Origin of the sequence: Nocardia tenerifensis NBRC 101015 (assembly GCF_000308715.1) — a bacterium.
GTDB lineage: Bacteria > Actinomycetota > Actinomycetes > Mycobacteriales > Mycobacteriaceae > Nocardia > Nocardia tenerifensis.
Genome location: NZ_BAGH01000091.1, coordinates 14,066 through 34,149, shown reverse-complemented (window position 1 = coordinate 34,149; position 20,084 = coordinate 14,066). Strand labels below are relative to the sequence as shown.

The window sequence follows — 20,084 nt, the reverse complement described above, 5'->3', positions numbered from 1 at the left end:
GGACGGCCAGGAACGTGCGCAATTGGTTCAGATCGAGACTGCCATCGGAATCTCTATCGCTCACCAGGGAAGTGTATTGCCTGGTCGATGCGGGTCACCGGGGGCGTACGGCGTCGAGCAGTTCCGGACCGCCCGTGGTCAGGCGCTGTTCGGCGACGTGGCCGCCGAACAGCACGGCGGCGACGCAGACGGCGACACCGACCGGGAGCGCGACCCACTCGACCGCCTTCTGCTCGGTGAAGTGGCCGACCAGCAGAACGATCGCCACCGGAAGCACCGCGAGCAGCTGACCGACCATCATCGCGAGCTGGATCATCGCCTTGGCGCAGCCCGGATTTCCCGAGCCGGAGAACGGATTACCGGTGCGCGGCGGCAGCGGATACGGCGCGATCACCGACAGGACCAACGCCGAGCAGACACCCGCCCCCAACGCCGCGGCGTGCAACGACAGCACCCACGGGTACAGCTCCCAGCGGCCGAGCGCGCCGGGCAGGATCAGCGAGAGCAGCGTCGTCGGCAGGCCGATCACGATCAGCAGGGCGAGCAGGCGACCGCGCGCGTCCGCGCGCTCCGCGCCGGGGGTGACCAGGGTCTGCCATACCGCGGTGCCGTCGTAGCCGTAGAGGTTGGCGCCGGCGAGCGAGGCGAACAGCGCCGAGGTGACGCCCGCGAACGGCACGCCGCCGGTCCCGCCGCCCTGTACGGCGGGAAAGACCGGTAGCAGCACGCCGACCACCAGCACCGGCAGCACCGTGGCCCGGCGACGGCTGTCCCGCGACCAGGTGCGCAGCTCCTTGATCAGCACGGCGCCGAGCGGTCCGCGCTGGCGCACCCGGGCGAGCAGCCCGCCGCCGGTGCCGCCGGCCACCGAGTTCATGGGCGCGGCCAAGCGGCGGGCCAGCAGTACCGCCCAGGCTTGCCAGAGCCCGAGCACGACGACGAGCAGACCCACCAGCGGCAACAGTGCGAACAGCCAATTCCCCTGCGCGGCAGCCTCTACCGCCGCGGGCGCCCACCCGGACGGTATCCAGCGCAGCGCCGAGGCCACGGGCGGCGGCACGTCCCGCAACGCGCTCACGTGCGAGAGCAACCAGCTCATCGGGTAGTACGCGAGGCCGACCAGCCCGGCCAGCAGCACGCCGAGGTCTTTTCCGCGCCGCGACCGCATGGCCGCGCCGACCCAGGCCAGCACCACCCGCGAGAGCAGCACGACGAACACCAGCTGCAAGACCACCCCGGCCACCGCCACAACCATTGCCGCCCAACCCCATTGCGCCGCGAGCACGACCAGTCCGCCGAAGGCGATCAGGTTGATCACGGGCGCGGGCCCGGCGAACGCCGCCGCGAGCAGGCCGGTGGCCAGCTGCCGATCGCTGAGCGGAAGCAGTCGCAGATGCTCCGGCTGCACGGTCTCGTCGCTGCTGCCGAACAGGACCGGGCCGCACAGCCAGCCGAGCGTCCATATCCCGAAGATCGTCGCGGCGACGGTTGTCGCGTGCGCGGCGTCGCCGTCGCGCACCGCGAAGCCGACCATCGCCGCCGTGATCAGCGCGAAGACGGAGCCGACCAGAACGCCCATCACGAAGCTGAAGCCCTGCCAGCCGCTGCTCAACGCACGCAGGGTGAGCAACAGCCGCATGCGGATCAGGACGCCAACCACGACAGCCCGCCCTCCCCGCCGACGCGGCCACCGACCAGCCGGACGAACGCCTCCTCCAACGTGTCCGAGCCGCGCACCTCCGCCACCGTGCCCGTCGCCACCACGCGACCGGCGGTGATCACCGCGACTCGATCGCACACGTTCTCCACCAGTGCCATCACGTGACTCGACAGCACGACCGCGCCGCCCGCCGCGACGAAGCGCTGCAGGATGGTGCGAATCGTGCTGCCCGACACCGGATCTACCGCCTCGAACGGCTCGTCGAGCACCAGCAGCTTCGGCGCGTGCAGCAGCGCGGTCGCCAGGCCGATCTTCTTGCGCATGCCCGCGGAGTAGTCGACGACCAAAGTCTTTTCGGCGCCGGTCAATTCGAAGACCGCGAGCAGTTCGTCGGCGCGCTCGGCGACGGTGCGCTCCGGCATGCCGCGCAAAAGCCCGGTGTAGGTGAGCAATTCGCGGCCGGTGAGCCGCTCGGGCAGGGCGAGGCCGTCCGGCAGCACGCCGACCAGGGTCTTGGCTCGCGCCGGATCGGCCCACACGTCGGCCCCGAAGATCTCGGCCCGGCCGCCGTCGGGGCGAAGCAGTCCGCAGGCCATCGACAGGGTCGTCGTCTTGCCCGCCCCGTTCGGGCCGACCAGGCCGAAGAACGAGCCCGGCGGCACCGCCAGGCTCACATTGTCGACGACCCACGGCCCGCCGAAGCGTTTACACAGGCCGTCGAGGTGCAGCGCGGGCTGGTGATCAGGTCGCATGGATCCCCCGGAGGACTCTCGTATAACTGTTCTCCAAGGGTACGGACCACCAGCCCGCGCGGTTCTACGGCGTCACGCCGTCTTCGCCAGTTCCTTGTACACCGGTGCGTCCCAATCGATTCGGTAACGCTGCTCCGGGCCCATGGTCTTCTCGGTGTCCATCATCCTGACGAACACCGGCGCCAGCAGCTGCATCATCTTGCGCCCCACCGGGCCGAGGGTCTTGCTGTGGTTGGCCTTGGCGGCGCGCGCCGCGACGGCCTCCACCCGGCCGCGCCGCAGCCGCTCATAGGTGGCGAACGCCTCCTCCGGCGTCGGCAGGTCGCGCAGGCAGCGGGCCACCTGGATCGCGCTCTCGATGGCGAGCGACGCGCCCTGACCGGAGCTGTTGGACGGCGCGTGCACCGCGTCGCCCACCAGCGCCATGCGGCCGCGGAACCAGTGCGGCACCGACGGCATGATGTGCAGCGCCCCGACCACCTCGAGCTGTTCCTCGGTTGTGCGCCTTGCGAATTCGCCACCGGGGGTGTCCTCGGCGTAGGTCTCGCGCAGGATGCTGAGCCAGTGCGAGGCGGGGATCGCGCGGGCCGCGGTGAGCGAGAGGTACTCCTTGTGCGGCAGGTTCGCGCCCCACATGACCTGTCCTTCGCCGGTCGCCCCGTACAGGTAGTACGCCTTCTTGCCGAACGCGAAGGTCATCGACTCGGGTTCGATGTCGCCGTCGTAGTCGATCATCGCGCCGAAGCCGAGCATGTTGAGGTACTCCGGCCCCGGCGCGTCCGGGTCGATCAGGCCGCGCACGGTCGAGCGGATGCCGTCGGCGCCGATGAGCGCGTCGGCGGTGGCCGTGCTGCCGTCGGCGAAGCGGGCGGTGATGCCCGACTCGTCCTCGACCACGTCGATCAGGCGTTTGTTGTACTCGATCGGCACGCCGGCGGCCACCGCGCGATCGTGCAGGGCGCGGTGCAGCTCGCCGCGGTCGACCAGTTGCAGCGGCTCCAAGCCGGACAGGCCGGGCATGAAGATGTCCTTGCCGCCGACGGACAGGCCCATCTTCGAGATGGGCCGCGCGATCTCGCGGACCGCCTCGCCCGCCTCGATGATGTCAAGGGCGGCAACGCCGTTCGGTGCGAGGGCGAGCCCGCTGCCGATGTTGTAGGACGGGCCGGGGTAGGCCTCGTAGAGGCGGGCGTCGATGCCCGCCTTCAGCAGGGCGGTCGCGGTGACCGGGCCGGCGATGCCGCCGCCGATGACCATGGCGGTTCTTACAGTGGACATGGATGTCTCCAGGTTTGTGCGTTTCGGGTGTTGTGCGATCCCCGAACCGACCCGTGCGTCACGCACCCAGATATCCTGTGGTTGCCAGCCTTGTAGCCGGGTGCGCGTACGCGGGCGCGGTTCGAGACTGTTCACTCGGGCTCGGCGGCGGTGTTGCCGCACCCCGCCGGGCCCGGTCTCGATGTCAGGATGGTTCCTGCCGGGTCATCCCCCTTTCCACGGACGCGACGACCTCCGCGACCGGCACCTGTTCGGCGTGTACCCGCCGCCACCAGTCCAGGTCGGGGAATGTGCCGTCGATCAGTTCTTCGCGCAGCGAGTGGGCCCAGGCCGCCTCGGCTTCCAGCATCGCGAGCCCGAACTCGGACTCGACGACGAACAGCCGCGGCAGTCCGGAGGACTTGACCTGGCCGAGTTCGGTGCGCACGTTGTCGATGATGTGATTCAGCGCGTCGACGCGACGGCCGAGCAGCTCGACGACCTCGTCGGGGGGCAGCATCGAGAGTATGGACAGGCCCGCGATGAAGCGGTGCTGCTCCGGCTCCGGTACGGCCACCAATTCCCTTGTCCAGTCGAGCAGTTCGGCGCGGCCGGCCTCGGTGATCTGGTAGATCACCCGCTCGGGTCGCGCGCCGTCGCGCTCGCTGCCGACGATCTCCAGGAAGCCGACCTTCTCCAGGCTTTGCACGACCGTGTAGAGCGAACCCCACTTGATCGCCATGTCCTGGTCTTTGCCGCGCTCGCGCAGCGTGTGCGCGATCTCGTAGCGGTGCTTCGGCCGATCGATCATGGCGCTGAGCACCGCGAGGGCGAGCAGGTTGTTCACCTTGCGCTTCTTGGCCATCACACCTCCTTACTCGTTCACGAATATACGTGCACGAGTATTAGTGGCGCAAGGGTGTTTCGCGGTGGGTCAGGCGCGGGCGGGCTCGTGCTCGCCGGTCTCCTGCTCGAGCAGTTTGGCGGCGAGCTTGTCCAGCGCCTGGTCGAACAGGGCGCGGTCGGCGGGGTCGTCGTTGTTCCAGTCGTCGAGCCTGCTGTCGAGCCAGCGGCGCCACGCGGCCTTGACCCGATCCAGCTCGGCCTGGCCGTGGTCGGTCAGGCGCAGCTCGCGGCCGTCGTCGACGAGGTAGCCGCGGTCGGCGACCCGGCGATAGATCGGCTCGAGCACGTCGTCGGGGAGCTTGTGCGCCCGCGCGACCGAGTCGAGCGTCGCCCCGCCCGCGACGCGATCTCGCAGGTAGACCTGCCCGAGCGCCCAGGCCTCACCCCTGCTGAGCGTGCTGCCCGCGTCCGCGAGAATGCGCGGGCCGATCGGCCCTTCGGCGTGCTCCCTGCGCATGGTCGCGGCGATGGCCCGCTCCAGCTGCACCACGCGGTCCGCGGAGTCCGGCACCGAAAAGCCTTCGCCCACACCGCCGGCGCTCGTCCGGGCGCTGTCGCGCAGTGGCACCTCCTTAAGGAACCAGGCGACCACGAAACCGACGAGCGCCACCGGCACCACCCAGACGAAAACATGGTCGATGGTGTCTGCGTAGGCGTCGATGATCGGGGCGGCGACATCCGGCGGAACCCGTTGCAGCGCTTGCGGGTTCGCCGCGACCTCCGGCGGCACCACCTTCGCCTCCAGCAGCGCCGCACGCAGGTTCGGGCCGATCTCGTTGCTGTAGAGCGTGCCGAAAATGGCTGTGCCGAAGGTACTTCCGAGGGTGCGGAAGAAGGTGACGCCGGAGGTCGCCGTCCCGAGCTGTGCGTACGGCACGGTGTTCTGCACGACGATGGTGAGCACCTGCATGGTCAGCCCGATGCCGAGGCCGAGCACCATCATGTAGAGCGACTCTTCCCAGAAGCCCGTGTCGCGGCCCATGGTCGACATGAGATACAGCCCGAGGGCCATCACCAGCGTGCCCACGATCGGGAAGTACCGGTAGCGGCCGGTCTTGCCGACCACCTGGCCGGACAGGATCGAGGTGATCAGCAGCCCGAGCACGAGCGGCAGTGAACGCACGCCGGACATGGTCGCCGAGACCCCGTCCACGTATTGCAGATACGCGGGCAGATAGGTGATCGACCCGAGCATCGCGAAACCGCAGATGAAACTCAGGATCGAGCAGACCGTGAAGACTCGGCTGCGAAACAGCCCCATCGGCAGCATGGGGTCCGCGGCCCGCAACTCGACCAGCACGAACGCCGCGAACAGCACCGCCGACGCGACGAACAGCCCGATGATCATCGACGAGCCCCACGCGTACTCCTGCCCGCCCCACTCGAGCCCGAGGATCAGGGTGGACACCGCGACGGCGACCAGCCCGATGCCCGCGTAGTCGATGATCGGCTTGACCGCCGCGCGCACCCGCGGAATGGTGCGGGCCGACATCGCGATCATGACGATCGCGAGCGGCACGTTGACGTAGAAGCACCAGCGCCAGCTCGCGTGGTCGGTGAAAAGGCCGCCGAGCGTCGGCCCGATCACTGTGGTGACGCCGAAGACCGCGCCGAGCGCGCCCTGGTATTTCCCGCGCTGGCGCAGCGGGATGGTGTCGGCGATGAGGGCCATCGCGGTGACCATCAGGCCGCCCCCGCCGAAGCCCTGGATGCCGCGGGCGACGATCAGCAGCGTCATCCCGTTCGCGAGGCCGGCGATCATCGAGCCGACGATGAAGATCAGCGCGCTGAGCTGGAAGATCAGCTTGCGGCCGAACAGGTCGCCGAGCTTGCCGGCCAGCGCGGTGGCCACCGCCTCGGCGAGCAGATAGGCCGTGACCACCCACGCCATGTGCCCGGCCTCGCCGAGATCGGCGACGATCGTCGGCAGGGCGGTGGACACGATCGTCTGATCGAGCGCCGCGAGCAGCATGCCCAGCACAATCGTGGCGAACACGATATTGATCTTCGCGCGGCTCATCGGCTCGGGGGATTTCTCGGCGACAGCGACTGCACCGGTCATGGGATCAGTATGGGTGCGAACCGCCGTTCTGTCCGTCCAGCGACACGGCAGTAACACCAGCGTCGCGGAGCGACTCCGTGAGGGGTGGTGGTCGGGCGACGGGTGGGCCCCTTCAGCAGAGCAACCCCTCCAGCGCCTTGACCCGCCGCGGCTGCCGCAGCTTGGCCAGGCCCTTCGCCTCGATCTGCCTGGCGCGTTCGCGCGAGACACCGTAGGCCTTGCCGACTTCTTCGAGCGACTTCGGCTCGGCGCCGTCCAGACCGAAGCGCTGGGCGATCACCTCGGCCTCGCGCTCGGTGAGCCCGGCGAGAACCCTGTCGAGCAGGCCGCGCGTGGCCGACGCGAGCGCCGTCTCGGCGGGGTCCGGGCCGGGATCGGCGAGCAGCTCGCCGAACTCGGCGGCGTCGTCGCCGACGGGGGTGTGCAGCGAAAACGGTTCGCGCGCATGGTCGAGCAGCTCGCGGACCTTGTCCGGCGTCAGATCGAGTTCGACGGCCAGTTCCTCGGCGGTGGCCTCGCGCCCGAGTCGCTGCGTGAGGTCCCGCCGGGCGCGGGTCAGCCGGTTCAGCACCTCGACGACGTGCACCGGGATGCGAATCGTCCGGCCCTGATCGGCCAGCGCGCGGCCGATGCCCTGCTTGATCCACCAGGTGGCGTAGGTCGAGAACTTCAGTCCCCGACGATGATCGAACTTCTCTACCGCGCGCATCATGCCGAGGGTGCCCTCCTGCACGAGATCGAGCAGCGACAGGCCAGCCGGTGTCGGGTAGCGCTTGGCGATCGAGACGACCAGGCGCAGATTGGCCTCGACCATATAATCCTTGGCGCGCTGCCCGTCGGCGACCGCGCGGCGCAGCTCGCGGCGTTGCACGGGGTCGAGGTCGGTCTCGTCGGCGAGTTGCTGCGCGGCCAGCGCCCCCGCCTCGATTTGCATGCCGAGCTCGACCTCCTGCGCGGCGGTGAGCAGCGGGGTGCGGGCGATGAGTCGCAGGTAGTCCTTGATCGGGTCTTCGCTGACGGTGCCGGAGAGGCGAGCGGCGCAGTACTTGGTCACGGAAGTGGGTCCTTCCGAAGGGAGCGAACCGGTCGCCGGCGCGGGGGACGCGCCGACGACCGGAGGGAGTACTGCTCGGCGCTCAGCCGCGACCGGGAATGCGCAGCGGGCGCTGCGGGGCGGCGCGGAAAGCGGCCCCGCGCATGTGCGTGGACCGACCGGCACTCTTGCGATCAATACGCGGCGTGCCGGGGAACGCGTTGTCGCGCTTCTTCTTTCGCACGTTCTGGGGCCCAGCGAAGCGGTCGAGGACGGCGTCGATGGTGGTCTGCGCGGAGGTCTTGTCGGCCATGGTGGCTTGTCCCTTTCGATTGATGGTGGAGCTGGGGCGGGCGGGGATCGCTTCGACAAGTCCGTGGTTCATTCGCGGATGACGCTCCTTCGTGTTCGGGGACAAACACAAACTTAGAACAGACCTAAAAATGTGTCAAGCATAAATTTCGGTCGATATCAGATATGGTGGTGCCATGAGCACGGAGACGTTGGGCCTTCGGGACCGAAAGAAGCAGCAGACCAGGGAGAACATCTCCCATCACGCGACGAGGCTGTTCCTCGAGCACGGCTTCGACAAGGTGACGATCGCCGACGTCGCGGCCGCCGCGCAGGTCGCCAAGATGACGGTGACCAACTACTTCCCGCGCAAGGAGGACCTCGCCCTCGACCTGCACGACGTCTTCGTGGACCGGCTCGCGCGTGTCGTCCGCGAGCGCGAGCCAGGCCGGTCCGCCCTCGCGGCCCTGCGCGCCGCCTATCTCACGGCGGCGGCCGAGCAGGATCCGGTGGCCGGCTTCTCCGGCCCGGAGTTCGCCGCCATGATCGCCGCCAGCCCCGCCCTCGTCGCGCGCCTGCGCGAGTTCCACGACGAGCGCGAGCAGGCCCTCGCCGCCACGCTCGCCGCCGAAACCGGCGCGGCCGCAACGGATATCACGCCGAGAGTGGCGGCGGCACAGCTGGGCGGGGTGCACCGCGTGCTGTTCGACGAGACCATGCGCCGCACCCTCGACGGTCAGTCGAACGACGAGATCGCCTCGGCCATCACCGAATACATCGGCACGGCGTTCGACGCGCTCGCGCCGTCGCTGGGCGGCTACGCCGTGCGCTGATCCGGAATCACCAGCAGCGACAGCGCGATCGGCACCAGCAACTCCACCAGCTCGCCGACCGTCGGGCGCGGGTCGGCCAGCACCCACTCATGGGCGAGCCCGTTGATCGCACCGATGAGAGCGCTTGCGCCCCAACCGTTTCCGCCACGAATTCGAGCGTCGGGGGCCACCCTCGGCACCAGGGTCGTCGCCAGCAGCTCGCCCCACGCGCGCCGCCGTTCGCGGCGGTGGCGCTCCATCCGTTCGCTGACGCCGACCACCTCGATGAAGGCGACCTTGGCGCGATGGGGATCAGAGCCGATCGAGCCGAGGTAGGCCGAGACCATCACGGTCATCGCCGCGGTCAGGTCGAGCCGGGGATCGAGGTCGGTCAGCGCCGCGAGCAGCGCGGCGGCCGCGTCGTCCTGGATCCGGTCGTACGCGGCGACCAGCACGTCCTCCCGGGTCTGGAACTCCTCGTAGAACTGCCTCTTGGACAGCGACGCGGCGGCGCAGACGTCGGCGAGCGAGCAGTTCGCGTAGCCGCGTTCGGCGAAGATCCGGGTCGCCGCGTCCAGGAAGCGCTGGCGGCGTTCGGCCTTGCGCTCCGCGACGGCGCGACCGCCGTACTGCCTGCCGACAATGGTCACGCCACCACCGTATCCGAGCCGTGGCACAACCTTCGTGACCAGGCATACCTCCCTCTGACACAGTCCCGGCCGGGAGGCGGTGTTGTGATCCGCGTCATGGCGTTGCATACTCGACAACAGTCTGAAACCAACTGGGCTCACATGTGCGTCCGGGCAACAAAGAGGTTGATCTGTGGTCACATCGCGCAAGCACGCATCGAAGCTGCTCGTCGCCCTCGCCGTGCTGGCGACCGGGCTGCCCTTCACCCTCGCGGGGCAGGCCGTCGCGGAGCCGGCCGCTCCCCCGGTCCAGCCCGCGCTGCCGTTCCCGATCCCGCCCATGCCGCCCGGCTTCGACCCCGCCTTCTATCGCCCGGCGCCGGAGACCTACGCGAATCTCGAGCCGGGCCGGCTCATCGCGGCCCGCCAGGTGAATGTGGCGAATCTGTCGCTGATTCCGGTCAATGTCGACTCCTGGCAGCTGTCCTACCGATCGACCAACACCCGCGGCGAGCCGATCGCCGCGGTCGCTACCGTGCTGAAGCCGCGCGGCTACGTCGCCGACCGGCCGCTGTTCTCCTACCAGATCGCCGAGGACTCCACCGGCAACTACTGCATGCCGTCCTATCAGCTCCAAATGGGTTCCATCCCAGCAACTCTCACCGGCTCGATCCTGGTCGCCGCCCAGTTCCTCGAGGTGCAGGCGGCGCTGGCGCAGGGCTGGGCGGTGGTCGTGCCCGACCACCAGGGCCCCGACTCCGCTTACGCCGCAGGACCTTTGGCCGGGCGGATCACCCTCGACGGCATCCGCGCCGCAGAGCGCTTCGAGCCGATGCAGTTGTCCGGCGCCGACACCCGGGTCGGCATGATGGGCTACTCCGGCGGCGCGATCGCCACCGGCCACGCCGCCGAGCTGAAGCGGAGCTACGCGCCCGAGCTCAATGTCGTCGGCGCCGCCGAGGGCGGCATCCCCGCCGACCTCTCCGCCGCGTTGAAGATGGCCAACGGCAACCTCTCCGCCGGACTGGTCTTCGCGGGCGCCCTCGGCGTCTCGCGCGAATACCCGGAGCTGCGAAACTTTCTCGACGCCAACATGAACGGTCTCGGCAAGCTGATGATGGCGGCCAAGGAGCAGCTCTGCGCGAGCTACCAGTCGATCTTCTTCCCGTTCGCCGACATCATCGGCATGCTCACCACGAACCCGTTCACCGATCCCACGGTCGTCTCGGTGCTGGACAAGACCAAAATGGGCAAGGCCGTCCCGGACATGCCCATGTTCATGTTCCAGGCGAACCCGGACTGGCTCATCCCGGTCGGCCCGGTCAACGACCTCGTGGCCTACTACGCGCAGGACCCGAACGCTCGCGTCGAGTACGTGCGCGACCACTTCAGCGAACACCTGACGCTCGACCCGATCGGCGCGCCGCGCGCCCTGCTGTGGCTGCGGGATCGATTCGCGGGCAAACCCGTCGCACCCGGCGTCACGACCACCGATGTCGGCTCGATGATGCTCGACTCCGCGACGTGGCAGGTGTGGGGCGAGGTCGTGGGCACCACGCTCGCGTCGGCGTTCCAGCAACCGATCGGCAGCGTACGCTGAGTGGTGGTAACCGTTCCCGTCTGAGACACTCGTCATCGAGCCCGAGGGAAACCCTTCCCCTGGAACTTACTCCAGAGTAAGGTTGCGGCATGGCGTGGAAACCTACTGAAATTCCGGATCAGACCGGGCGCACCTTCGTGATCACCGGCGCGAACGGCGGGTTGGGCGCCGTGACCACCGAGGTCCTCGCGGCCAAGGGCGCGACCGTCGTCATGGCCTGCCGCAACGCGAAGAAGGCTCAGGCGGTCGCCGACGGCATCACCGGCGATGTCCGCGTCGCCGAGCTCGACCTGTCCGACCTGGCGTCGGTGCGCAAGTTCGCCGACGAACAGGCCGAGTTCGACGTGCTGATCAACAACGCCGGGCTGATGAACGTCCCGTTCTCCCGGACCAAGGACGGCTTCGAGACCCAGTGGGGCGTGGACCATCTCGCCCACTTCGCGCTGACCGGCCTGCTGCTCGACCGCATCCGCGACCGGGTGGTGACGCTGGCCAGCATCGCGCACAAGCAGACCCCGAAGCTGTGGATCGACGACCTCAACTACGAGCACCGTCGCTACCAGCGCAACCTCGCCTACGCGCAGGCCAAGCTGTCGAATCTGATGTTCGCCCGCGAACTCCAGCGCCGCCTGGCCGAATCCGGTTCGGCCAAGCGCTCTTACGCGGTGCACCCCGGCGTCTCGGCCACCGACCTGTTCGCCAGGACCGAGACCCCCGTGGACCGGATCATCAAGCCGTTCGTCGCGCTCATCGGGCATCCGCCGAGCAAGGCCGCGCACTCCTCGCTGTTCGCCGCGACCGTGCCGGACGCCGATCCGGAGGTCTACTGGGGCCCGAGCCGGCTCTTCCAGACCCAGGGGCCGGTGGAGGCCTCGCCGTCGAGCAAGCTGTCCAAGAACAAGGAGCTGTGGCGGCGGCTGTGGGAAGAGTCCGAGCGACTGACCGGAGTGAGCTACAAGTTCTGACCCCGGCGAGCAGGCCGGGCGTGGAGCGACGCGGCCGAGCGGGCCGTCCGTCCGCCGACCTGGTCCTACGCACCGTGTAGTAGACGGGTACCGTAGAAGCCGTGTCCGCTTCACCCCGCCGCTCGGCACACAATCGCCCGGCCCTCATCGCGCTGGTGATCGTCGCTGCGCTCGGCTGCCTGGCGCTGGCGTGGTGGCAGTGGGAACGGTTCGAATCGTCGAGCGGGACCGGCCAGAATCTGGGTTACGCGCTGCAGTGGCCGTTGTTCGCGGCGTTCGCGGTGTTCGCCTACTTCCGGTTCGTGCGGCTCGAGCGCGAGGCGCACGAGGACGAGTCCGGCGAGCAGTCCGCCGACAAGCCCCGGCGCGCGCCGAAAGCCGTTGCGCCGCGCGAGATTCCGGCCGGACTGCTGCCGGAGCGGCCGAAGGCGGTGCGTGACGAGGACCCGGTGCTCGCCGACTACAACAGGTACCTGGCCGCACTGCACGCCGAAGACATCGATGTTCAGGTCCGCGAGGCGGGCCTGCGCGTCCGCGACACCGAGAGGAGCGCCGGTTGACCGCCAGCGAGAATTCCACCGAGAGCACGGCGGCCCCGGCCACCCTCGCCCCCGCGCGGGCCGGCGGAGCGAGCACCGACAAGATCAAGTCGGCGCTGCTGCGCTACCGCACGCTGGCCTGGATCACCGGCCTCTGGCTGCTGCTGCTCACCGGCGAGATGATCGCCAAGTACGGCTTCGACGTGCACACCCCCAGCTGGATCGCGGTAGTGCACGGCTGGGTGTACTTCGTCTACCTGCTGGTCACCGCCGACCTGGCGGTGAAGGTGCGCTGGCCCGTCCTGCGCACCGTCGGCACGCTGCTCGCGGGCACCATCCCGCTGCTGTCCTTCTTCGTCGAGCACGTCAACGCGAAGAAGGTCAAGCAGGACTTCGGCGTCTGACGCCGGATCGGCTCAGCCCTCGGCGAGCTCCGACAGCGCGGGCAGCAGCTGGGCGAGCGCCCGGCCGCGGTGTGAGACGGCGTCCTTCTCGGCGGGCGTCAACTGAGCCGCGGAGACGTCGCCGCCCTCGGGGATGAACAGCGGGTCGTAGCCGAAGCCGCCGTCACCCAGCGGTTTCCGGCCGACCGTGCCCGGCCACTCGCCCCGCACCACGATCTCCGCGCCGTCCGGCACGACCAGCGCGCAGGTCGAGACGAAACGCGCGCCGCGCCGTTCGTCCGGCACGTCGCCGAGCTGGGCCAGCAGCAGCGCGTTGTTGGCCGCGTCGTCGCCGTGGCGCCCGGCCCAGCGCGCGGAGAGCACACCGGGCATGCCGTTGAGCGCGTCCACCTCGATGCCGGAATCGTCTGCGACACAGGCCAGTCCGGTCGCGGTGGCGCCGTCGCGCGCCTTGGCGAGCGCGTTCTCCTCGAAGGTCGCGCCGGTCTCCGGCGCCTCGTCGTAGGCGGGCACGTCGTCGAGCCCGACGATCTCGATCTCCGCGATGCCCGCCTCGGCGAGGATGCGCCGAAGCTCGTTCAGCTTCTTGGCATTTCGGCTCGCCACCAGCACACGACGCGACACGGCTACTTCTTCTTCGGCTCGGACGGCTCGGGCAGCACGCCCGGGTACGGCAGCGCCAGCGCCTCCTTCTGGATGGCGAAGATCCGCTCGCACCCGACCAGCGCGGAGTCGAGCATCTTGTCCAGGGTGGAGCGGGGGAAGGTGGCGCCCTCGCCAGTGCCCTGGATCTCGACCAGGGTGCCGGTGTCGGTGGCGACCACGTTCATATCGACCTCGGCGCGCGAATCCTCTTCATAGGGCAGGTCCAGGCGCACCCGGCCGTCGACCACGCCGACGCTCACCGCGGCGATCGCGCAGGAGATCGGCTGCGGGTCGGCCAGCACGCCCTTGGCGGCCAGGTAGGTGATCGCGTCGACCAGCGCGACGTAGGCGCCGGTGATCGCGGCGGTCCTGGTGCCGCCGTCGGCCTGCAGCACGTCGCAGTCGATGGCGATGGTGTTCTCGCCGATGGCGGCGAGGTCGATGCAGGCGCGCAGCGAGCGGCCGATCAGGCGGCTGATCTCCTGGGTGCGGCCGCCGACCTTGCCCTTCACCGACTCGCGCCCGCTGCGGGTGTGCGTGGCGGCGGGCAGCATCGCGTATTCGGCGGTGACCCAACCCAGTCCGGAGTCGCGCCGCCACGGCGGCACGCCCTCGGTCACGCTCGCGGTGCACATCACCCGCGTCTGACCGAACTCGACCAGCACCGAACCGGCTGGATGCGTGGTGAATCCACGCGTGATCCTTACCTCGCGGAGCTCGTCGTCCGCCCTGCCATCGGCTCGTCTAGACACGGCCACAGCCTAGTCACACCGGACAGCCGCGCGGGCAACCGGTCAGAGATCGAACGTCTCGCCCGGCGCGACCGCGTGCACGGGCCCGGCGAACTGCGCCTTGGCCTCGGCGATGACGTCTTCGCGCGAGGTCCACGGCGGAATGTGGGTGAGCAGCAATTCCTTCACCCCGGCCCGCGCGGCGATCATGCCCGCCTCGGTGCCCGAAAGATGAATGCCCGGAGGGCGATTCGCGGGATCGTGGGTCCACGACGCCTCGGCCATCAGGATGTCGGCGCCCTGCGCGAGCTCGTTGACCGCGTCGCACATCGCGGTGTCGCCGGTGTAGACGAAGGTTCGTCCGGCGGCGGTGACGATCCGCAGTCCATAGGACTCCGGTGGGTGGAACATCCGGCGCGCCGACACGGTGTGGCCCGGCCCGAACTCGATCTCCTCGCCGACGGTCCACGGCCGGTGGTCGATCACGTCGGACCAGTCGTCGCACTCGCCGCCGATCTCGGCCGAGGCGTTGCCGATGCGCAGCGCGCTGTCCGACGGCCCGCGCACGATGGCCCGGCCGACCGGCGGGGTGGGGTGGTAGCGCCGCCAGACCAGCAGGCCGGGCAGGTCCAGACAGTGGTCGGCGTGCAGGTGGGTCAGGAAGATGTCGACCTCACCGGGGTCGGCGTAGCGCTGCAGCGCGCCGAGCACCCCCGGCCCGAAATCGATCACGACGGGCGTCATATCCGGCCCGCTCAGCAAATACCCCGACGCTGGGGAGTCCGGGCCGGACACACTGCCCGAGCACCCGAGGACGGTGAGGCGCATCCCCCCATGCTGCCACGACGAATTATCGGTCAAGAAACTATCCCCACATTTCTCGAAGGGCCGCGCGATCACCGTGGCGACGCGGCGACCCCGGCTCGATCCCCGCGACGTATCCGGCGTGCATCACCAGAGAGTACCCAGCCGGCAACCACTCCACCCATCGCCCCGAAAAGATGGCCCTGCCAAGAGATTCCGTCCTGGCCGGGCAATACGCCCCACAGCAGCGACCCGTAGAGCGCCAAAACCACGAGCCCGAGCAGGATCTGGCCGACGTTGCGGGCGAACCAGCCGCGCGAGATCAGGAATGTCAACCAGCCGAACACCAGAACCGAGGCGCCGAGGTGCACGCTGCCGGTGGCGCCGGTGAGCCAGGTGCCGATGCCTGCGATGACCCAGATGATGGCGGTCGCGGCCAGCCCGCGGCCGATGCCCGCGAGCAGCGCGAGGAAGCCGAGCACGAGGACGGGCAGGGTGTTGCCGACCAGGTGCGGCCAGTTGGCGTGCAGGACCGGGGCGAAGAGGATGCCCCAGAGTCCGTCGGCCTCACGGGGATGGATGCCCGCGTTGTTCAGCTCGTTGTGGTCGAGGGTGTCCACGCCCTCGATGCCGTACAGCAGCGCGACGAAACCGGCTGTGAGCACTCCGGCCCGCAGCCACAACTGTTTGACGGCGGCGATATTGCTGGGCTTCGCAGGGGAATTCGCCGTCGCGCCCGGCTTCCCCAGCTGGGCACGGATCGCCGCGATCCGATCGGGGTCGAATGACGAACCGATTCCCGAACCGCCGGTCATCGCAGCCTCCTCGCTCGGCGGGATCACGACGGCTCGCTGATCTTCGGCGCGGGCCGTCCACCCGCTGTTTCGAGGGTACCCGCGGGCGCTATGCCCAGAGTTGACCGTCGAGGCGCTCCTCGGCCTCTTCCAGCGTGCCGTCGTAGGCGCCCGTCGACAGGTACTTCCAGCCGCCGTCGGCGACGACGAACGCGATGTCGGCGCGCCGGCCCGCCTTCGCGACCTTGCGGGCCACGCCGAGGGCCGCGTGCAGGATCGCGCCGGTCGAGATGCCCGCGAAAATGCCCTCCTCCGCGACCAGTTCGCGGGTGCGCTTGACCGCGTCGAACGGGCCGACCGAGAACCGGGTGGTCAGCACCGACTCGTCGTACAGCTCGGGAATGAAGCCCTCGTCGATATTGCGCAGCCCGTAGACCAGCTCGCCGTAGCGCGGCTCGGCCGCGACGATCTCGATGCCGGGCACCTTCTCGCGCAGGAAACGCCCGGTGCCCATGAGCGTTCCGGTGGTGCCGAGCCCGGCGACGAAGTGTGTTATCTCCGGCAGGTCGGCCAGGATCTCGGGCCCGGTGGTCTCATAGTGCGCCAGCGCGTTGGCCGGGTTGCCGTACTGATACAGCATCACCCAGTCCGGATTCTCCCCGGCGATCTGCTTGGCCAGCGCCACAGCCTGATTGGAGCCGCCCGCGGCCGGCGAGTCGATGATGCGCGCGCCGAACATGGTCAGCAGCTGACGCCGCTCGACCGAGGTGTTCTCCGGCATCACACAGACCAGCTGATAGCCCTTGAGCTTGGCGGCCATCGCCAGCGAGATGCCGGTGTTGCCGCTGGTGGGTTCCAGGATGGTGCAACCGGGCGTCAGCCGGCCCTCGGCCTCGGCCTGCTCGATCATCCGCAGCGCGGGCCGGTCCTTGATGGAGCCGGTCGGGTTGCGGTCCTCGAGTTTGGCCCACAGCCGCACATGATTCTCGCCGTCCCACTGCGGGGACAGGGTGCGCAGGCCGACCAGCGGGGTGTCGCCGAGGGTCGCGATCAGCGATTCATAGCGCGCCACGGGTTCGCCTCAGCCTCCGGCGACGGCGGGCAGGATGGTCACGCTCGCGTCGGCGGGGACCTCGGCCTCGAGCCCGCCGGCGAAGCGCACGTCCTCGTCGTCGACGTAGATATTGACGTAGCGGTTCAGCTTGCCGTCCTTGAGCAGCCGCTCGGCGATGCCGGGGTGGCTCGCCTCGAGGTCATCGATCAGCGCGCTCAGCGTCGAGCCCTGCGCCTGCACGCGCTTCTCCCCTCCGGTGAGGCCACGCATGATGGTCGGGATGGACACGGTTACCGGCATGAGAACTCCTCGGTTTCGCGAAAAGGCATCGGTTTCAGGCGTTTTCGTAGGCGTCGACGATCCGCACCGGCTCCTCGGTGACCTCGCCGTCGACGATCCGGTAGCTGCGCAGCTCGTGCTGCTCGGGGTCGCGGGTCGAGATCAGCACGTAGTGCGCGTAGGGCTCGGACGCGTAGGACACGTCGGTGCGGCTGGGGTACGCCTCGGTGGCGGTGTGCGAGTGGTAGATCACCACCGGCGTCTCGTCGGCGTCGTCCATGGCGCGCCACACTTTGAGCTGCTCACCGGAGTCGAAGCGGTAGAAGGTCGGCGAGCGCTCGGCGTTGATCATGGCGATGAACCGCTCCGGACGGTCCGAACCCTCCGGCCCGGCGATGACGCCGCACGCCTCGTCGGGGTGGTCGGCGCGCGCGTGCGCGACCATCGCCTCCACGAGGTCGGCCCTGATCACCAGCACGAGTTCTCACCCTTCCGCCCGGTTCGGGCACTCGCCCTCGCCGCGCTCCGCAGCGCCGACCTGTCGCAGTCGACAACCAGTGAGAATATTCGGCTATTCCCCGCGCGCCGCGCCTGGTTCCGGATTCTCCGCGTTCACCGGGGAAACAGGTCGCGGTACGCAGGGACTTCGCCGACGGAGGTGGCCGCGAGGATCGCGTCGACGATCGCGCGCTCCACGCACAGGCCCGCGGCGGTGCAGAGCTTGTCGACCAGCATCACGTCGCGGGGGAACGCCGCGGGCAGTTCGATGCGCTCGGGCGGCTGCCACGCGCCGGTCGCCAGTGCGAAGAACGTGTCGCCGTCGAACGGGGCGTGCGCGGGGCGGATGGCGCGGGCCAGGCCGTCGTGCGCGGTCGTGGCCAGGCGTTGACAGCCCACCGGGTCCAGCGGCGCGTCGGTGGCCACTACGCCGATGGTCGTGTTGAGTCGCATGCCTTTCGCCGGAAGGGCGTTGGCGCGGGCCAGTTGCTCGGCGGTCGCGGGCCGCAGGCCGAAGTGCTCGGGCCCGTCGGTGCCCGCGCCCCACGGCAGTCCGGTGCGCGGATCGAAGGGTGAGCCGGCGGAGTTGGCCACGACCAGCGCGGCGACGGTGGCTCCGGCCGCCACGCCCTCGGTGATCACCACGCTCGCCGAGCCGATGCCACCCTTGAGCGCGCCGGACCGCGCGCCGACGCCCGCGCCGACCACGCCGCGTGCGAAGTCGAGCGCCGCGGCGTCCGCCGCCCGGTAGCCGAAGTCGGCGTTGGGCCGAATGTTCCACGCGCCCAACGGAAGATCGTAGACCACCGCGGCGGGCACGATCGGGACGACGCGGCTCGGATCGGTCGCGTCCATCGGGACGCCCTCGCCGCGCTCCTCGAGCCAGCGCATCACCCCGTCGGCCGCGGCGAGGCCGTAGGCGCTGCCGCCGGTGAACAGGAGCGCGTTGACCTGACGTACGGTGGTCGCCAGGTCGAGCACGTCGGTCTCCCGGGTGCCCGGTCCGCCGCCGCGCACGTCGACCGCGGCGTTCGCGCCGCCCGGGGCGAAGACCACGGTGGATCCCGTCGCCGCGCCGGAGCCGAGGGTCGCGTCGGGGTCGAGCACGTGGTGGTGCCCGACCAGCAGGCCGGACACGTCGGTCAGCGAATTACGTTGCCCCGCTTGCACCTGCACAGTTGCTCCTACCCTCGCCTCGCGCGTACAGGTTCTGTTCTACCCTGCCGCGCCGGATTCGCGGGGCCCCGGCAGTCGGTTCGCGTGGACTCGAGTAGCAGAGCCCCCGGCGCGGGACCGAACAGCGGTGGACGGTGTCGGCGTCCCGACTGCGGCCGCGTAGCCGAGTTGCGGTCATTTCGCTGGATCGGCGTCTCGAAGGAGTTGGCCCCGTAGCCTTGGATTGATTTCCCAAGTCGAAGATCGAGCAAGGGAGGTTCGCCGATGGCCACCGGGTTGCACAACCCAGAGTTCACCCAGCTCGCCGAGCAGGTGAAGTCACTGTCGAGCAAACCGAGCAACGACACGCTGCTCCGTCTGTACGCACACTTCAAGCAAGCCACCGTCGGTGACAACGACACCTCCGCACCCGGCATGTTCGATCTCACCGGTAAAGCGAAGTGGAACGCCTGGAACGATCTGAAGGGCATGTCACAAGACGAGGCCACTTCGAACTACATCCAGATCGCCAGGGACACGATCGCCCAGGACTCCTGAGCTTGTTCTTCACAGCCCCTGGCGACTCGTTGGGGGTGTGGCCAGGGCGTGGCCGTCGGGCAGTCTGGAGTTCGAAGCCAGGCGCTAAGGAGCCAGCGCTTGCAGCAGGGAATCCTGCATCCAGGTGAGCCAGTGGTAGACGTCCAGGTGCGGGGCGCGCGGGTCGTCTGGGGACAGGTGGTCGGGCGTGTCGGCGTCGATGCCGAGGACGGTGCCGAGGGCGAGGCGCACGTCGGTGAGGGCGGTGAGCCAGGAGTCGGCCTGCTCGGGGGTGAGCACGATCTTGCCGCCGGAGGTGGGCACGGTGTTCAGGATGACGCTGCCCGCCGCGAGTTTGGCGTCGATGATCTCCGGCTCGTGCAGCCCGCGCAGCGCGCTGTTGAGGTCGGCGCGTTCGGCGTCGGGGGAACCCGGTTCGCTGCGGTGGAAGTCCGGCAGCAGCCTGCGCAGCCGAGGATCCTCGGGCGCGGTGGTGTTGCCGGTGCGCAGCCCGGTCAGCGCGGCCAGATCGTCCTCGGGCGCTTCCTCGGCTCGCTCGGCGAGCAGCCCGGAGACCGCGCCGACGAGCGAGCGCAGCACGTTGGCCTCACGGGCGTCCATCTCGGACCGCAGTTTGAGACCGCTCAGCGAGTTCTTCCTGCTCCACTTCCGCACGG

General features: G+C 69.4%; 23 protein-coding genes. 6 read left to right on the top strand and 17 right to left on the bottom strand.

What is annotated here, in order from left to right; translation table 11 throughout:
- Window positions 1-94: 94 nt before the first annotated feature.
- The 7 genes from ON39_RS07080 to ON39_RS07050 all read right to left on the bottom strand — a co-directional run bounded on the left by ON39_RS07080 (window position 95) and on the right by ON39_RS07050 (window position 8,055).
- On the bottom strand, window positions 95-1,660 hold the full coding sequence (locus ON39_RS07080; RefSeq protein ID WP_040732419.1) for a hypothetical protein: 1,566 nt from the start codon (window positions 1,658-1,660) through the stop codon (window positions 95-97).
- On the bottom strand, window positions 1,645-2,412 hold the full coding sequence (locus ON39_RS07075; RefSeq protein ID WP_040732418.1) for an ABC transporter ATP-binding protein: 768 nt from the start codon (window positions 2,410-2,412) through the stop codon (window positions 1,645-1,647). Before ON39_RS07075 ends, ON39_RS07080 begins: the two co-directional genes overlap by 16 nt.
- Before the next feature lie 72 nt (window positions 2,413-2,484).
- Window positions 2,485-3,690: an FAD-dependent oxidoreductase gene (locus ON39_RS07070; RefSeq protein ID WP_040732417.1), complete on the bottom strand. Its 1,206-nt coding sequence runs from the start codon at window positions 3,688-3,690 to the stop codon at window positions 2,485-2,487.
- A 184-nt stretch (window positions 3,691-3,874) separates the two neighbouring features.
- Window positions 3,875-4,534: a PadR family transcriptional regulator gene (locus ON39_RS07065; protein ID WP_040732416.1), complete on the bottom strand. Its 660-nt coding sequence runs from the start codon at window positions 4,532-4,534 to the stop codon at window positions 3,875-3,877.
- Window positions 4,535-4,603: 69 nt separating this feature from the next.
- Window positions 4,604-6,637, bottom strand: coding sequence for an MDR family MFS transporter (locus tag ON39_RS07060; protein ID WP_040732415.1), 2,034 nt, complete (start codon window positions 6,635-6,637; stop codon window positions 4,604-4,606).
- A gap of 112 nt (window positions 6,638-6,749) precedes the next feature.
- The gene (locus ON39_RS07055; protein ID WP_040732413.1) at window positions 6,750-7,691 is read right to left on the bottom strand and encodes a sigma-70 family RNA polymerase sigma factor; all 942 of its coding nucleotides are present in this window, start codon (window positions 7,689-7,691) and stop codon (window positions 6,750-6,752) included.
- An 82-nt stretch (window positions 7,692-7,773) separates the two neighbouring features.
- Window positions 7,774-8,055, bottom strand: a complete 282-nt coding sequence (locus ON39_RS07050) for a hypothetical protein (protein ID WP_146251205.1) — start codon at window positions 8,053-8,055, stop codon at window positions 7,774-7,776.
- Window positions 8,056-8,158: 103 nt separating this feature from the next.
- Here ON39_RS07050 and ON39_RS07045 point away from each other — a divergent pair, with 103 nt between their 5' ends.
- Window positions 8,159-8,794: a TetR/AcrR family transcriptional regulator gene (locus ON39_RS07045; protein ID WP_040732411.1), complete on the top strand. Its 636-nt coding sequence runs from the start codon at window positions 8,159-8,161 to the stop codon at window positions 8,792-8,794.
- Here the strand turns inward: ON39_RS07045 and ON39_RS07040 are convergent.
- The gene (locus ON39_RS07040) at window positions 8,779-9,423 is read right to left on the bottom strand and encodes a TetR/AcrR family transcriptional regulator (RefSeq protein WP_040732410.1); all 645 of its coding nucleotides are present in this window, start codon (window positions 9,421-9,423) and stop codon (window positions 8,779-8,781) included. The two genes, ON39_RS07045 and ON39_RS07040, sit on opposite strands and share 16 nt — an antisense overlap.
- 172 nt (window positions 9,424-9,595) lie before the next feature.
- Here ON39_RS07040 and ON39_RS07035 point away from each other — a divergent pair, with 172 nt between their 5' ends.
- The 4 genes from ON39_RS07035 (at window position 9,596) to ON39_RS07020 (ending at window position 12,910) form a co-directional block, all read left to right on the top strand.
- Window positions 9,596-11,002, top strand: a complete 1,407-nt coding sequence (locus tag ON39_RS07035) for a lipase family protein (RefSeq protein WP_246003015.1) — start codon at window positions 9,596-9,598, stop codon at window positions 11,000-11,002.
- 89 nt (window positions 11,003-11,091) lie between these two features.
- Complete coding sequence (locus tag ON39_RS07030; protein WP_040732409.1) at window positions 11,092-11,967, top strand: oxidoreductase; 876 nt, start codon at window positions 11,092-11,094, stop codon at window positions 11,965-11,967.
- Window positions 11,968-12,068: 101 nt separating this feature from the next.
- On the top strand, window positions 12,069-12,527 hold the full coding sequence (locus ON39_RS07025) for a transcriptional regulator (protein ID WP_051186371.1): 459 nt from the start codon (window positions 12,069-12,071) through the stop codon (window positions 12,525-12,527).
- Window positions 12,524-12,910, top strand: coding sequence for a DUF3817 domain-containing protein (locus tag ON39_RS07020; RefSeq protein ID WP_040732407.1), 387 nt, complete (start codon window positions 12,524-12,526; stop codon window positions 12,908-12,910). Before ON39_RS07025 ends, ON39_RS07020 begins: the two co-directional genes overlap by 4 nt.
- Before the next feature lie 12 nt (window positions 12,911-12,922).
- On the opposite strand, the gene rdgB is transcribed toward ON39_RS07020, so the two are convergent.
- The 8 genes from rdgB to ON39_RS06980 all read right to left on the bottom strand — a co-directional run bounded on the left by rdgB (window position 12,923) and on the right by ON39_RS06980 (window position 18,891).
- On the bottom strand, window positions 12,923-13,534 hold the full coding sequence (gene rdgB / locus ON39_RS07015) for an RdgB/HAM1 family non-canonical purine NTP pyrophosphatase (RefSeq protein ID WP_040732406.1): 612 nt from the start codon (window positions 13,532-13,534) through the stop codon (window positions 12,923-12,925).
- A 2-nt stretch (window positions 13,535-13,536) separates the two neighbouring features.
- Window positions 13,537-14,307, bottom strand: a complete 771-nt coding sequence (gene rph, locus ON39_RS07010; protein ID WP_040732425.1) for a ribonuclease PH — start codon at window positions 14,305-14,307, stop codon at window positions 13,537-13,539.
- Between the two features lie 42 nt (window positions 14,308-14,349).
- Window positions 14,350-15,114 carry a cyclic nucleotide-degrading phosphodiesterase gene (locus ON39_RS07005; protein WP_083894283.1) on the bottom strand — a complete coding sequence of 255 codons (765 nt, stop codon included), beginning with the start codon at window positions 15,112-15,114 and terminating at the stop codon, window positions 14,350-14,352.
- A gap of 68 nt (window positions 15,115-15,182) precedes the next feature.
- Window positions 15,183-15,905 carry a rhomboid family intramembrane serine protease gene (locus ON39_RS07000; RefSeq protein WP_083894286.1) on the bottom strand — a complete coding sequence of 241 codons (723 nt, stop codon included), beginning with the start codon at window positions 15,903-15,905 and terminating at the stop codon, window positions 15,183-15,185.
- A gap of 88 nt (window positions 15,906-15,993) precedes the next feature.
- Window positions 15,994-16,956, bottom strand: a complete 963-nt coding sequence (locus tag ON39_RS06995; protein ID WP_040732405.1) for a PLP-dependent cysteine synthase family protein — start codon at window positions 16,954-16,956, stop codon at window positions 15,994-15,996.
- A 9-nt stretch (window positions 16,957-16,965) separates the two neighbouring features.
- Window positions 16,966-17,238, bottom strand: coding sequence for a MoaD/ThiS family protein (locus ON39_RS06990; protein WP_040732404.1), 273 nt, complete (start codon window positions 17,236-17,238; stop codon window positions 16,966-16,968).
- A 34-nt stretch (window positions 17,239-17,272) separates the two neighbouring features.
- Window positions 17,273-17,695: a M67 family metallopeptidase gene (locus ON39_RS06985; RefSeq protein WP_040732402.1), complete on the bottom strand. Its 423-nt coding sequence runs from the start codon at window positions 17,693-17,695 to the stop codon at window positions 17,273-17,275.
- Window positions 17,696-17,829: 134 nt separating this feature from the next.
- Window positions 17,830-18,891, bottom strand: a complete 1,062-nt coding sequence (locus tag ON39_RS06980) for a P1 family peptidase (protein WP_040732401.1) — start codon at window positions 18,889-18,891, stop codon at window positions 17,830-17,832.
- 264 nt (window positions 18,892-19,155) lie between these two features.
- Between ON39_RS06980 and ON39_RS06975 the strand changes: the two genes are divergently transcribed.
- Window positions 19,156-19,428, top strand: a complete 273-nt coding sequence (locus ON39_RS06975; protein WP_040732400.1) for an acyl-CoA-binding domain-containing protein — start codon at window positions 19,156-19,158, stop codon at window positions 19,426-19,428.
- A gap of 84 nt (window positions 19,429-19,512) precedes the next feature.
- Here ON39_RS06975 and aosR read toward each other — a convergent pair whose 3' ends face one another.
- A complete protein-coding gene (aosR, locus tag ON39_RS06970; RefSeq protein ID WP_040732399.1) occupies window positions 19,513-20,082 on the bottom strand; it encodes an oxidative stress transcriptional regulator AosR in 570 nt (189 codons plus the stop codon).
- Window positions 20,083-20,084: the final 2 nt, after the last annotated feature.

What these genes read in the sequence shown, in the direction of transcription:
- ON39_RS07050 (WP_146251205.1), bottom strand. Translation starts at nt 8,055, where the DNA reads ATGAACCACGGACTTGTCGAAGCGATCCCCGCCCGCCCCAGCTCCACC.
- ON39_RS07065 (WP_040732416.1), bottom strand. Translation starts at nt 4,534, where the DNA reads ATGGCCAAGAAGCGCAAGGTGAACAACCTGCTCGCCCTCGCGGTGCTC.
- ON39_RS07005 (WP_083894283.1), bottom strand. Translation starts at nt 15,114, where the DNA reads ATGCGCCTCACCGTCCTCGGGTGCTCGGGCAGTGTGTCCGGCCCGGAC.
- ON39_RS07070 (WP_040732417.1), bottom strand. Translation starts at nt 3,690, where the DNA reads ATGTCCACTGTAAGAACCGCCATGGTCATCGGCGGCGGCATCGCCGGC.
- ON39_RS07075 (WP_040732418.1), bottom strand. Translation starts at nt 2,412, where the DNA reads ATGCGACCTGATCACCAGCCCGCGCTGCACCTCGACGGCCTGTGTAAA.
- ON39_RS07000 (WP_083894286.1), bottom strand. Translation starts at nt 15,905, where the DNA reads ATGACCGGCGGTTCGGGAATCGGTTCGTCATTCGACCCCGATCGGATC.
- ON39_RS07045 (WP_040732411.1), top strand. Translation starts at nt 8,159, where the DNA reads ATGAGCACGGAGACGTTGGGCCTTCGGGACCGAAAGAAGCAGCAGACC.
- ON39_RS06975 (WP_040732400.1), top strand. Translation starts at nt 19,156, where the DNA reads ATGGCCACCGGGTTGCACAACCCAGAGTTCACCCAGCTCGCCGAGCAG.
- ON39_RS06990 (WP_040732404.1), bottom strand. Translation starts at nt 17,238, where the DNA reads ATGCCGGTAACCGTGTCCATCCCGACCATCATGCGTGGCCTCACCGGA.
- ON39_RS07060 (WP_040732415.1), bottom strand. Translation starts at nt 6,637, where the DNA reads ATGACCGGTGCAGTCGCTGTCGCCGAGAAATCCCCCGAGCCGATGAGC.
- ON39_RS07030 (WP_040732409.1), top strand. Translation starts at nt 11,092, where the DNA reads ATGGCGTGGAAACCTACTGAAATTCCGGATCAGACCGGGCGCACCTTC.